At 68.7% G+C, this 12,789-nt stretch carries 12 protein-coding genes, 1 pseudogene and 1 riboswitch; of the genes and pseudogenes, 9 read left to right on the top strand and 4 right to left on the bottom strand.

Features of this window, described 5'->3' with window-relative positions; all coding sequences use genetic code 11:
• Positions 1–5: 5 nt before the first annotated feature.
• The 4 genes and pseudogenes from EG885_RS12985 to EG885_RS12970 form a co-directional block, all read right to left on the bottom strand.
• Complete coding sequence (locus tag EG885_RS12985) at positions 6–1,076, bottom strand: ABC transporter substrate-binding protein (RefSeq protein ID WP_131575290.1); 1,071 nt, start codon at positions 1,074–1,076, stop codon at positions 6–8.
• Positions 1,077–1,159: 83 nt separating this feature from the next.
• Positions 1,160–2,263 (bottom strand): ABC transporter ATP-binding protein, encoded by a 1,104-nt coding sequence (locus EG885_RS12980; protein ID WP_131575231.1) that lies wholly within the window; start codon positions 2,261–2,263, stop codon positions 1,160–1,162.
• 204 nt (positions 2,264–2,467) lie between these two features.
• Positions 2,468–4,393 (bottom strand): annotated as a pseudogene (locus EG885_RS12975) (DEAD/DEAH box helicase); the annotation flags it as partial.
• A 181-nt stretch (positions 4,394–4,574) separates the two neighbouring features.
• Positions 4,575–5,051 (bottom strand): acyl-CoA thioesterase, encoded by a 477-nt coding sequence (locus tag EG885_RS12970; RefSeq protein WP_131575227.1) that lies wholly within the window; start codon positions 5,049–5,051, stop codon positions 4,575–4,577.
• Positions 5,052–5,181: 130 nt separating this feature from the next.
• On the opposite strand from EG885_RS12970, the gene chrA reads away from it, so the two are divergent.
• The 9 genes from chrA to EG885_RS12925 all read left to right on the top strand — a co-directional run bounded on the left by chrA (position 5,182) and on the right by EG885_RS12925 (position 12,702).
• On the top strand, positions 5,182–6,483 hold the full coding sequence (gene chrA, locus EG885_RS12965; RefSeq protein ID WP_131575225.1) for a chromate efflux transporter: 1,302 nt from the start codon (positions 5,182–5,184) through the stop codon (positions 6,481–6,483).
• A 45-nt stretch (positions 6,484–6,528) separates the two neighbouring features.
• A riboswitch (TPP riboswitch) is annotated at positions 6,529–6,630 on the top strand.
• 76 nt (positions 6,631–6,706) lie between these two features.
• Complete coding sequence (gene thiD / locus EG885_RS12960; RefSeq protein WP_242679642.1) at positions 6,707–7,513, top strand: bifunctional hydroxymethylpyrimidine kinase/phosphomethylpyrimidine kinase; 807 nt, start codon at positions 6,707–6,709, stop codon at positions 7,511–7,513.
• On the top strand, positions 7,506–8,465 hold the full coding sequence (locus EG885_RS12955; RefSeq protein ID WP_131575221.1) for an FAD-dependent oxidoreductase: 960 nt from the start codon (positions 7,506–7,508) through the stop codon (positions 8,463–8,465). Before thiD ends, EG885_RS12955 begins: the two co-directional genes overlap by 8 nt.
• Positions 8,455–8,652 carry a sulfur carrier protein ThiS gene (thiS, locus tag EG885_RS12950; RefSeq protein ID WP_131575219.1) on the top strand — a complete coding sequence of 66 codons (198 nt, stop codon included), beginning with the start codon at positions 8,455–8,457 and terminating at the stop codon, positions 8,650–8,652. The genes EG885_RS12955 and thiS overlap by 11 nt, the downstream gene beginning before the upstream one ends.
• A 4-nt stretch (positions 8,653–8,656) precedes the next feature.
• A complete protein-coding gene (locus EG885_RS12945; protein WP_131575217.1) occupies positions 8,657–9,451 on the top strand; it encodes a thiazole synthase in 795 nt (264 codons plus the stop codon).
• Complete coding sequence (locus tag EG885_RS12940) at positions 9,448–10,044, top strand: thiamine phosphate synthase (RefSeq protein WP_131575215.1); 597 nt, start codon at positions 9,448–9,450, stop codon at positions 10,042–10,044. The genes EG885_RS12945 and EG885_RS12940 overlap by 4 nt, the downstream gene beginning before the upstream one ends.
• Positions 10,041–11,006: a HesA/MoeB/ThiF family protein gene (locus EG885_RS12935; protein WP_131575213.1), complete on the top strand. Its 966-nt coding sequence runs from the start codon at positions 10,041–10,043 to the stop codon at positions 11,004–11,006. The genes EG885_RS12940 and EG885_RS12935 overlap by 4 nt, the downstream gene beginning before the upstream one ends.
• A 149-nt stretch (positions 11,007–11,155) precedes the next feature.
• Positions 11,156–12,028, top strand: a complete 873-nt coding sequence (locus EG885_RS12930; RefSeq protein WP_242679645.1) for an ABC transporter substrate-binding protein — start codon at positions 11,156–11,158, stop codon at positions 12,026–12,028.
• Positions 12,025–12,702, top strand: a complete 678-nt coding sequence (locus tag EG885_RS12925) for a TenA family protein (RefSeq protein ID WP_131575211.1) — start codon at positions 12,025–12,027, stop codon at positions 12,700–12,702. The genes EG885_RS12930 and EG885_RS12925 overlap by 4 nt, the downstream gene beginning before the upstream one ends.
• Positions 12,703–12,789 lie beyond the last annotated feature (87 nt).

The raw sequence follows: 12,789 nt of genomic DNA, 5'->3' as shown, positions 1-12,789 counted from the left end.
TGCGATCAGCTGGCCAGCCAGCTGTTGAAACGCTCGTTCAGTTCGGCGTCGCGGTCGACCCAGAATTCCAGATCGGAAGCCAGCGCGCCGCCCATATTCGCCTCTGTGGTGGGCAGGTTGGGGCCCATCGGTTCCTCGGTGCCGTCGATATTGCCGACCATCGCGGCGGCCGACCGGCGCGGCGGGCCATAGCTGATGAATTCGGCGGCACGGGCCTGCGGCGCGGGGGCCGTGGACCATGCGACGAATTCCAGCGCCTCTTCCAGATTGGGGGCGCCTGCGGGGATCACCCAGCCCTCCATCTCATAGATCTGGCCGTCCCAGATGATCTCGAAGGGCTGGCCGTCGGCCTGCGCCGCGTTGAAGATCCGCCCGTTGAAAGCATAGGCCATGCTGACCTCGCCATCCGCCAGCAACTGCGGAGGCTGGGCACCGGCTTCCCACCAGATCACCTCGGATTTGATGCTGTCCAGCTTGGCAAAGGCGCGGTCCACGCCCTCGGGGGTGGCCAGAACCTCATAGACCTCGGCGGCAGGCACGCCATCGGCCATCAGGGCCAGTTCCAGATTGAACTTGGCCCCGTTGCGCATCGTGCGCTTGCCGGGGAAACCTTCCAGATCAAAGAAGTCGGCAGGGGTCGCGGGCTTGGCATCGGCAAAGGCGTCGTCGTTGAAGGCCAGAACCATCGAGTAGACGTCGGTGCCGACGAAACATTCGGTCACCGCGCCTTCGATGAAATCATCCGCCGCCGCCGTGCCATCCTCGGCGGGCAGCAGGATCGCGGGGTCGATGACCTCCAGCGCGCCCTCGTCACACAGGCGCACCGCATCGGCATATTCGACCGAGGCGACGTCGATGGTCACATTGCCCGCCTCGACCTGCGCCTTGATGGGGGTCGCGGGATTGTCGGCATCCGACATCCGCACCGCGATGCCGGTTTCCGCGGTGAACGGCTTGGCATAGGCCTCCAGATGGCTGTTGCCATAGGCGCCGCCCCAGGACAGCAGGTTCACATCGGCAAATGCCGGGCCGGACACAAGACCAAGGGCGGTGCCCAGAGTAAGCAGACGTTTCATCATATTCTCCAACTGAGACGCAAAAGCGGGGCCGCATGACCATGCGGTGGGGCGGCGCGGAATGGCCCCGCGCCGCCGATCTGTCAGACCGGATCCAGCGCGCGCGCATCCTGCGGATGCCAGCCGATGCGGATCGCCTGCCCCGGCTCCAGCCGCGTCTGGCCGATCGTGTTGCGCATCTTCATCACGAAATTGTCGCTGCCCGCGACCTTCAGCCGGGCGCGCAGGATGTCGCCCATATAGACGACCTGCAGCACCTCGGCCTCGATCGTATGGGCGCCTTCGGACATCATCTCGGGCTTGAACTCCACCCGCTCGGGACGGATCGAGACGGTGGTGCGCTGGCCGGTTTCGCGGATGTTCACGGCGGTGGCGTCGATCACCCCGCCGCCGTCCAGCCGCACGAGGGCCTTGTCGCCCTCCAGCCGCTCGATCGTGCCGGGCAGGGCATTATTCTCGCCGATGAAGCCCGCGACAAAGCTGTTTTCCGGGCGTTCGTACAGGTCCGAGGGCGCGGCCAGCTGCTGGATGCGCCCGTCATTGAAGACGGCGATGCGGTCCGACATGGTCAGCGCCTCGCCCTGATCATGCGTCACATAGACGACGGTGATTCCCAGTTTCTCATGCAGGCTTTTGATTTCGAACTGCATATGTTCGCGCAGCTGCTTGTCCAGCGCGCCCAGTGGTTCGTCCATCAGCACCAGTTCCGGGTCGAACACCAGCGCCCGGGCCAGCGCGATCCGCTGTTGCTGGCCGCCCGACAACTGCGCGGGGCGGCGGTTGGCGAACTTGCCCATCTGCACCATGTCCAGCGCGCGCGAGATGCGGGTATTGCGCTCGTCCGAGGACATGCCGCGCACCTCCAGCGGAAAGGACAGGTTTTCCCCCACCGTCATATGCGGAAACAGCGCATAGTTCTGAAAGACCATGCCGATCCCGCGCTTGTGCGGCGGCACCTGATTGATCGGACGCCCGGCCAGACGGATCTCTCCGTGGGTCGCGGTCTCGAACCCTGCCAGCATCATCAGGCAGGTCGTCTTGCCCGACCCTGACGGGCCCAGCATGGTCACGAATTCCCCCTTGGCAATCGAAAGGTTCAGGTCTTTGACGACAAGCGTCTGTCCGTCATAGCTTTTTTGCACATGCTCGAAGGCGACGAATGCGTCGCCGTGGCGGTCGTCCAGCAAAAGGCGCTCTCCCTGTTGTCATTGGTTATCCAGCGCAAGGGAAAGGTTAAGCGCCGCTTCACGCGGCTGGCAACACCAATTGCGACATTTCATGCCGCCAACGCGTCGCGCCCGGCAACCCTTTCAAGGTTACCGGGCGCGCAGCTGCACTGTGTGCAGAATTGGCCGAAGGCTGCCCGTTAATCAGGCAGTACGAAACGGTCAGGCCGGACGCTTGGGCCCTTTGCGATGGGTCTTGGCGGCACCGGGGGCCTTGTCGGCGGCAGGACGCGACTTGGCCCAGGCAGGCTTGGCACCGGCATCGGACGAGGATTTCTTCTTCCACGCCTTGACCGCACCATGCGGACCTTCGCTGCGCGCCTCGACCGGGGCTGCGGCATCATCGGGGATCCAGCCACCGCGAGCGGACTTGACGCGGGCCTGATGGCCCTCTTCCGCCTGCACGGGGCGCGGCGCACGGGGGGCGGGCTTGCGCCCCTCGGAGCGGTTGTCGGTCCGGGTCTCGCCGCGCGGCGCACGGGGTGCGCGTTCGGGCTGCGCGTCCAGATCGGGCTCGCCTTCCATCCGGCGCATGGTCACCTCGGGGGTGATTTCCATGAAATCGCCGAACCGGGCAGCCTGATCGGCTGCGATCTGCACATAGGACAGATCCTGCTTGACCCGGATCGCGCCGATGCCGTCACGGGTGATCCCGCCCGCATCGCAGATCTTGGGCAGCAGCCAGCGCGCTTCAGCGCGGCCCGAATGGCCGACCGACAGGGTGAACCAGACCGAGGCCCCGAATTCACGCTGCACGCGCGGCGCCATGGGTGCGGGGGCGGCATGCGCCTCGGACAATTCCTCGGCGGCGGGACGGCCTTCGCGCCACATCTTCAGGAAGGCGGTCGCGACCTGTTCGGCCCCGAACTTTTCCAGCAGCTGCGCGGCCAAAGCCGCATCCTCGCCCGCCGGTTCGGTCAGGCCGGGATGATCCAGCATGCGCTGGTCGTCACGGGCGCGAACCTCGTCTGCGGTCGGGGCCTCCAGCCATTCGGCGGTGACGCGGGCATTCTGCAGCAGACGCTGTGCGCGACGATAATCGGCCGAGGGCACGATCAGCGCCGAGATGCCCTTGGACCCGGCCCGGCCGGTGCGGCCCGAACGGTGCAGCAGCGTGTCGGGATTGGTCGGCAGATCGGCATGGATCACCAGCTCCAGCCCCGGCAGATCGATGCCGCGCGCGGCAACGTCAGTGGCGATGCAGACGCGGGCACGCCCGTCGCGCAGCGCCTGCAGGGCATGGGTGCGTTCGGCCTGGGACAACTCGCCCGACAGCGCCACGCATTTGAAACCCCGGTTCGACATGCGGGCCAGCAGATGGTTCACATTCGCCCGGGTCTTGCAGAAGACGATGGCATTGGGCGCCTCGTGGATGCGCAGCAGGTTGAAGATCGCCGGTTCGCGGTCGCGCGCCGTCACCGTATAGGCGCGATAGGCGATGTCGCCGTGCTGGCGGGCCTCGCCCATGGCGGCGATGCGCAGCGCGTCACGCTGAAAATCGCGGGCCAGTTTTTCGATGGCCGAGGGCACCGTGGCCGAGAACATCAGCGTGCGGCGTTCCACCGGAGCGGCGCCGAGGATGTATTCCAGATCTTCGCGGAACCCCAGATCCAGCATCTCGTCGGCTTCGTCCAGAACGGCGGCGCGCAGGTCCGACAGATCCAGGCTGCCCCGGTCGATATGGTCGCGCAGACGGCCCGGCGTGCCGACGACGATCTGGGCGCCGCGCTGCAGCGCGCGCTTTTCGTTGCGGTAATCCATGCCGCCGACGCAGGTGGCGATCTGCGCGCCGGTTCCGGCATACAGCCATTCCAGTTCGCGGGCGACCTGCAGTGCCAGTTCGCGCGTGGGGGCGATGGCCAATGCCAGAGGCTGGTGGCCCTGCAGCATCTGTCCCGCGTCGTCCAGCATCTCGGCGCCGATCGCCAGACCAAAGGCCACGGTCTTGCCCGACCCGGTCTGGGCCGAGACCAGCACGTCGCGGCCCTGAGCCTCGTCGGCCAGAACGGCGCTCTGCACGCTGGTCAGACTTTCATAGCCCTTGCCGGCCAACGCCGCCTGCAACGGTGCGGGGATATTCAGATCATTCATGTGATTCGCCAAATGCGGGGATGCAAGCCTGGTGCCGACACCCGATGGGCGGCACCTATCGTCGCTGCGACCGGCCCACCCTGCACCCGCCGCCCCGGACATTCAGGGGCCAAAGACGGTGCATTAGGCGACCCGGCGCGCAAAGTCCATGCCCAATCTTGCACGCCTTGCGGCATGCGGATCAGGGCGCGGTGCGCGCGGCCTCCTGCCGGGCGGCGATTTCCCGGCGCATGGTGCGGCGGATCTCGGCGGCGCGCCAGCGCTTGGTGTCGACGTCGTCCTGCGGATCGGCGCGCGGCACCGGCACGGGATGGCCGTCGGCATTCACCGCGACCATGGTGAAATAGCATGAATTGGTGTGGCGGCGATTGCCCGAACGGATGTTTTCCGCCTCGACCCGGATGCCGACCTCCATCGAGGTGCGGCCGGTATGGTTCACGCGGGCGCGGAAAGTCACCAGCTCGCCCACATGGATCGGCTCCTTGAAGGTCACCTGATCCACCGACAGCGTCACCGCATACTCCGCCGACCAGCGCGACGCGCAGGCATAGGCCACCCGGTCCAGCAGCGCCAGCAGCGCGCCGCCATGCACCTTGCCGCTGAAATTCGCCATATCGGGCGTCATCAGCACCGTCATTTCTAGCCCGCGCTTGTCCATGATCGTCCCCGTCCTTTGTCGTGCTTCGGGTGTAGTGACGGCCCCGTGACATCGCCACCAAAAAAGCCGCAGGGCGCTTGACGCACGGCCCCCTGCCCGCCACCAAGGCAGCGACATCAAGGGGACCATCATGCCGCCACCGATCACGCCGACCCTGCGTCAGTCCCTGTGGGTCTGGGCGCGCATCGCCGCCCTGTCCTTTGGCGGGCCTGCGGGCCAGATCGCCGTCATGCACCGGATTCTGGTCGATGAACAACGATGGATCGACGAGCCGCGCTTTCTGCATGCGCTGAACTTCTGCATGCTGCTGCCCGGTCCCGAGGCACAGCAGCTGGCAACCTATGTCGGCTGGCTGACGGCGGGCGTGCGCGGCGCGCTGATCGCCGGGGTGCTGTTCATCCTGCCCGGCGCCGTCTCGATCATGGCGCTGTCATGGGTCTATGTCACGCTTGGCGATCTGCCCGCAATCGAGGGGCTGTTCTTTGGCCTGAAGGCCGCCGTGCTGGCGATCGTGGTGCAGGCGGTGATCAAGCTGGCGCGGCGCGCACTGCCCGGTCCGGGACTGCGTCTGCTGGCGCTGGCGGCGTTTCTGGCGCTGTTTCTGTTTCAGGCGCCCTTCCCGCTGGTCATCGCCGTGGCGGCGCTGACCGGGGCGCTGACCCTGCGCGGCGCGCCCGGCCCGGACAGCGCGCAGGCCCTGCCCCAGCCCGATGCCCGCGCCGCCCGCATCGCGGCGGTCTGGGCGCTGGCCTTGTGGCTGGTGCCGGTCGCGGCGCTGCTGATGCTGGCGCCGGACAGCGTCTTCACCGATATCGCGGTGTTCTTTTCCAAGCTGGCCGTGCTGACCTTTGGCGGCGCCTATGCGGTGCTGGCATGGGTCGCGCAAGAGGCCGCGGGCCCCCTGGGCTGGCTGGCCCCCGGCGAGATGCTGGACGGTCTGGGCATGGCCGAAACCACCCCCGGCCCGCTGATCATGGTGCTGCAATTCGTGGGCTTTCTGGCCGCCCTGCGCGAGGCGGGCTGGGCCAATCCCCTGCTGGCCGGAACGGTGGGCGGGCTGCTGGCGACATGGGTGACCTTTGCGCCCTGCTTTGCGTGGATCTTTCTGGGGGCGCCCTACATGGAGCGTTTGCGCGCCAATGTCCGGCTGGCGGGCGCGCTGCGGGCCGTGACGGCGGCGGTGGTGGGGGTGATCCTGAACCTTGGCCTGTGGTTCGCCATCCATCTCATCTGGCGGCAGACGGTGATGGTTCAGTCAGGCCCCCTGCAGGCGGAACTGCCCGTCTGGTCCTCGCTGGACCCGGCGGCGGCGGGTTTGTCGGCGCTGGCCCTGCTGGCGGCGCTGCGCTTTCGTGTCGGCATGGTGCCTTTGCTGGCGGGCGCTGCACTGGCCGGGATGGCGCTGCATCTGGCGGGGCTGACCAGCGCCTGAACCACCCCCCTTGCGCAACGCGACGCGCATCGCTAGCTTTCGATCTGCAAACCGTTGGGGTGTCCCGTTCAGGGGCTGAGAGGCGTCAGCCAACCCATCGAACCTGATCCGGGTCATACCGGCGGAGGGAACGGTGCAGATGCCAGCGGCCCCACCCGTGGTCCGCCTTTTGTCCCCGCCCCCTGTGCCCGGTCATGACCCCGACCATGCCAAGGGGGACGACGTGACGACAGCCATTGCCCTGACCATCGCAGGCTCTGACAGCGGGGGCGGCGCGGGGATTCAGGCCGATCTCAAGACATTCTCGGCGCTTGGCTGCTATGGCGCCAGCGTGATCACCGCGCTGACCGCCCAGAACACCCGCGCCGTGACGATGATCGACCCCGCCCGCCCGGCGATGATCGCGGCGCAGATGGCGGGGGTGCTGGACGATCTGGACGTCGCCGCGATCAAGCTGGGGATGCTGGGCGGAGCCGACGCCATCCGCACCGTCGCGCAGGGGCTGGCGGACTATCACGGGCCGGTGGTGCTGGACCCGGTGATGGTCGCCAAATCCGGCGATGCGCTGCTGCCGGATGATGCCATCGCCACGCTGCGCGAGGTGATGCTGCCCTGCGCCACCCTGCTGACCCCGAACCTGCCCGAGGCCGCGCGCCTGCTGGGCACCGCCCCGGCCCAAGACCTTGATCAGATGGCGCGGCAGGGTGCCGCGCTGCGGGCGATGGGCGCACAGGCGGTGCTGATGAAGGGCGGTCATGCGACGGGGTCGGTCTGCACCGATCTGCTGGTGACCGCGCAGGGCGTAACGCCCCTGACCGCGCCCCGGCAGGCGACCCGCAACACCCATGGCACCGGCTGCACCCTGTCGGCGGCGATCGCCGCAGGGCTGGCGCAGGGGATGGACCTGCCGGGCGCGGTGGCCATGGCCCATCGCTATTTGCAGCGCGCGCTGGCGGCGGCGGACGATCTGCACGTCGGGTCCGGGCATGGCCCGGTGCATCATTTCCACGCGGTCTGGCCCCATGGCTGATGTCACCATCATCGGCGCCGGGGTCGCGGGCCTGTTTGCCGCGCATGAGTTGACCCGGCGGGGTCTGGCCGTGCGCATCCTCGACCGGAATGGCCCGCCGGGGCCGCATGGCTGTTCATGGTGGGCGGGCGGCATGCTGGCGCCCCTGTGCGAGGGCGTGACGGCAGAGCCCGTCATCACCCGCCTTGGTGCAACAGCCGCCGACGCATGGGCCGGGGTCACCCCGGTCACCCGCCACGGCACGCTGGTGCTGGCACTGGACCGCGACCGGGCCGAGCTGGCCCGCTTTGCCCGCCGCGCCAGCGGTCATCAGCCCTGCGACAGCGCCGATCTGGAACCAGACCTGCCCCCCCGGCAGGGGCTGCATTTCCCGTCCGAGGCGCATCTGGACCCCCGCCGCGCCTTGGCGGATCTGGTCGCCGCGCTGGCCGCGCGCGGCGTCACCGTCGAACGGGCCGAGGCCGATCCTCGCGACATCGCAGGCCCGGTGATCGACGCGCGCGGGCTGGCCTCGACCCTGCCCGGCCTGCGCGGCGTGCGGGGCGAGATGATAGTGCTGCACGCGCCCGACATCACCCTGTCGCGCCCGGTCCGCCTGCTGCATCCGCGCCATCCGCTGTACATCGTGCCGCGCGAGGGCGGGTTGTTCATGCTGGGCGCCACGCAGATCGAAAGCGCATCCCGCGCCCCCGTCAGCGCCCGGTCCGTGCTGGAGCTGTTATCGGCGGCCTATGCGCTGGACCCGCGCTTTGCCGAAAGCGCGGTCGTGGAACTGGGCACCGACCTGCGCCCGGCTTTTGCCGATCATATCCCCCGCGTGACCCTGCGGGGCGGGGTGATCCATCTGAACGGCCTCTTTCGCCACGGCTATCTGATGGCGCCCGCACTGGCGGCCACCGCCGCCGATTACCTGACCACCGGAACAAAGGGAGCGTTGTTTCATGAGGATTGAGGTGAACGGAGACCCCCGCGACATCAAAGCCACCACCGTGGCCGATGCGCTGGCGGAACTGGGCTGGGCCAAGGCCCGCGTCGCCACCGCGCTGAACGGCGACTTTCTGCCCTCGGCAGCGCGTGCGGGTCAGACCCTGCGCGACGGCGACCGGCTGGAAGTGCTGGCGCCCATGCAGGGGGGCTGAGCGAATGCGCGATTTCTATGGCATCACCCTGCCCGGCGCGATGATGCTGGGCACTGCGCAATACCCCTCGCCCGCGATCATGGAGGCGGCGTTCCGCGCCAGCGGCGCCGCCGTCGCCACCGTGTCCCTGCGCCGCGAGGCCGGGATGGGTGGGGCGGGAATGGGGGCCGGGATGGGGACAGGTCAGGCCTTCTGGGACATCATCAGGGGGCTGGGGCTGCGCGTCCTGCCCAACACCGCAGGCTGTCACACCGCACGAGAGGCCGTGACCACCGCCCGCATGGCCCGCGAGGTGTTCGAGACCGACTGGATCAAGCTGGAGGTGATCGGCCATGCCGACACGCTGCAACCCGACCCCTTCGGCCTGCTGGAGGCGGCAGAAACCCTGTGCGCCGACGGCTTCCACGTCTTCCCCTATACGACCGAGGATCAGGTGCTGGCGCAGCGGCTGGTCGATGCGGGCTGCCGGGTGCTGATGCCATGGGGCGCGCCGATCGGGTCGGGGATGGGCCTGAACAACCGCCATGGCCTGCGCAGCCTGCGCGCCGCCTTTCCCGACATTCCCATGGTCATCGACGCGGGTCTGGGCCTGCCCAGCCATGCTGCCGACGCCATGGAAATGGGCTTTGACGCCGTGCTGCTGAACAGCGCCGTCGCGCAGGCGGGCGATCCGGTCGCCATGGCCCGCGCCTTCGGACTGGCCGTGCAGGCGGGCGCTTTGGCGCGGGGCGCCGATCCGATGGGGGTGCGGGATATGGGCGTGCCCTCGACGCCCCTGCTGGGAAAGGCATGGTTGTGATGCTGCCGCGATTTTATCCGATCTTCGACGATGTGGCCTGGCTGGACCGCGCCCTGCCCCTGGGCGTGCGGCTGGTCCAGCTGCGGCTGAAAGACCGCGCGCCCGACGATCTGCGCGACCAGATCCGGCGCGGGCTGGCGCTGGCCCGCCATCATGGCGCGGCGCTGGTCGTGAACGATCACTGGCAGATCGCCATCGACGAGGGCGCCGACTGGTTGCATCTGGGGCAAGAGGATCTGGACGGCGCCGATCTGGCCGCCATCCGCCGCGCCGGGCTGCGGCTTGGGCTGTCCACCCATGATCACGCCGAACTGGAGCGCGCGCTGGCGCTGGCGCCCGATTATGTGGCCCTTGGGCCGGTCTATCCGACGATCCTCAAGCAGATGAAATGGCACAGCCAAGGGCTGGACCGGGTCACCGAATGGAAGCGGCTGGTCGGTCCGATCCCGCTGATCGCCATTGGCGGCATGTCGGTGGCCCGCGCGCCGGGCGCCTTTGCGGCGGGCGCGGATGTGGTCTCTGCCGTCACCGACATCACCCTGCATCCCGACCCCGAGGCGCGGATCGCAGACTGGATGGCGGTGACGGCATGAACCGCTATGCCCGCCAACTGCCCCAGATCGGGCCCGCAGGACAGGCGCGTCTGGCCGATGCCCATGTGCTGATCGTGGGGGCCGGGGGGCTGGGCTGCCCGGCGCTGCAGTATCTGGTGGCGGCGGGGGTGGGCCGGATCACGCTGGTCGATCCCGACCGGATCGAGGTCACCAACCTGCACCGCCAGCCACTGTATCGCAGCGATCAGACGGGCCAGCCCAAGGCCCTTGCCGCCGCCGCCACCATGGCCGCGCTGAACCCCGATGTGCAGGTCATCCCCCGCGTGGAATGGCTGACCCCCGCCAATGCGCCCGCGCTGATGGAGGATGCCGATGCGGTGCTGGATTGCGCCGACAGTTTCGCGGTCAGCCTGACCCTGTCGGATGCCTGCATGGCGGCAGGCAAGCCGCTGATTGCGGGATCGGCGCTGGCCCTGTCGGGCTATGCGCTGGCCTGCGGGGCGGGGGCGCCCAGCCTGCGGGCGGTGTTCCCCGACCTGCCGCTGCGGGGCGCCAATTGCGCCACCGCCGGGGTGCTGGGGCCGGTCGTCGGCATGATTGGCGCGCTGCAGGCGCAGATGGCGCTGGCATGGCTGGTGGGGCTGGACCCCTCGCCCTTGGGGCGGCTGATCAGCTTTGACGCGGCCCGCTGGCGGATGGGCGGGTTTCGCTTTGACCGTGCGCCCGAGCCTGTGGCCCCGCTGCCCTTCATCGCCGCCAGCCAGATCGACCCCGGCGATCTGCTGATCGACCTGCGGGCCGAGGCCGCGCCCTTTCCCGGCGCAACCCATATTCCGCCCGACCGCATCGGCGACCTGGAGCCCGGCACGGCCCCGCGAGTCGTGCTGGCCTGCCGCACCGGCCTGCGCGCGCAGAATGCCGGGCAGATCCTGCAATCGCGCTGGCCGGGGTCCATCGCCCTGCTGGCCCTGACCGATCCCGACCTAGGAGAGACCCCTTGAAAGCCCTGACCCTTGCCTTGGCCGCACTGGCCCTGCCCGTCCCGACGGCCCATGCCCAGACCAGCGAAGGCCAGACCACAGAAAGCCAGACCACCCAAAGCCAGAGCGCCGATCGTCAGGCAGTCGGGGCCCGGACGGAACCGACCGATCTGACCGTCATGCTGGACTGGTTCGTCAATCCCGATCACGCCCCGATCGTCCTGGCCGAGGAACTGGGCTATTTCACCGATGCCGGGCTGGCGGTCGAGATGGTGACCCCCTCGGACCCCAACGATCCGCCGCGCATGGTGGCGGCGGGGCGGGTGGATATCGCCGTCAGCTATCAGCCGCAGCTGCATCTGTCGCGCCATCAGGGCCTGCCCGTGACCCGCGTCGGCACGCTGGTCGAGACACCCCTGACCTGCCTTGTCGTGCTGGCGGAGAGCGGGATCGAGACCCCCGCCGATCTGGCGGGCCACAAGGTCGGTTTTGCCGTCGCGGGCGTGCAGGAGGTGATGCTAGACGCGATGCTGGCCGATGGCGGTCTGGCACCGGGCGATGTCGAACAGATCAATATCGGCTGGTCGATCGCGCCGGCGCTGATGTCGGGGCAGGTGGACGGCGTCATCGGCGCCTTTCGCAATTTCGAGCTGAACCAGCTGCGGCTGGAGGGGTTCGAAGGGCGGTGTCTTTACCCCGAAGCGCATGGCATCCCCGCCTATGACGAGCTGATCTATCTGGCCGATCCCGCCCGCATGGACCGCGCGGCGGTGGCGGCGTTTCTGGGGGCCACCGAACGCGCCACGGCCTTCATCAAGAACGACCCGGATGCGGCCTGGGCGATGTTCGCGGCCACCGCATCCGAATTGCAGACACCCCTGAACGAGGCCGCATGGGCCGATACATGGCCCCGCTTTGCCGCCCGCCCCGCCGCGCTGGATGCGGGCCGCTATCTGCGGTTCGAGGCGTTTCTGCACGATCGCGGCGCCACGCCGGGCGGGCTGCCCCTGTCCGATCTGGCCATCGACGTGAACGCGCCATGAGCCTGCCCGATTACGGCCGCGCCTTTGCGCTGTGGCGAACGGCGGCGGGGGCGGATTGGGACCGCTATGTCGGCCATGATTTCGTGTGCCAGCTGGCGGCAGGCACCCTGCCCCGCGCCAGCTTCCTGCATTATCTGCAGCAGGATTACGTCTTCCTGCTGCATTTCGCGCGGGCCTGGGCGCTGGTCTTTGCCAAATCCGACCGGCTGTCGGAAATGCGCGCGGCATCGCTGATCGCGCATGGCCTGCTGCATGACGAGATGCCCCTGCATGTGAGCCTCTGCGCGCGTGAGGGGATATCCGAGGAGATGCTGCAGGCGACCCCGGAATCGCCCGCCAACATGGCCTATACCCGCTATGTGCATGCCACCGGCTATGCGGGCGATCTGCTGGATTTGCTGGCGGCGCTGGCCCCCTGCGTGCTGGGCTATGGCGAGATCGGGCGGCGGCATGCGGCCAGTGTCGGGCCCTATGGAGACTGGACCGCGACCTATGGCGGGGCGGATTACCAGCGCCTGTGCGTTGAGGTGGGCGCGCTGACCGATGCGGCGCTGGAAGCGCGGCTTGGGCCGGACTGGCCCCGCCTGCCCCGCGCGGTGGCGCTGGCGCGCCATTTCAGCCAGGCCACCCAGCTGGAGGCGGGGTTCTGGCAGATGGGGTTGGACCGGGCATGAGCGGGACGTGGTGGCGCGGGTGGAAGGGGGGCGCTGCCCCCCGTCCTGCGGACTCCCCCCGGGATATTTTTGTGAAGAAGAAGGGGG

The organism is Paracoccus nototheniae (assembly GCF_004335005.1).
Taxonomy (GTDB): domain Bacteria; phylum Pseudomonadota; class Alphaproteobacteria; order Rhodobacterales; family Rhodobacteraceae; genus Paracoccus; species Paracoccus nototheniae.
This window is presented reverse-complemented; position numbering and strand designations above follow the sequence as displayed.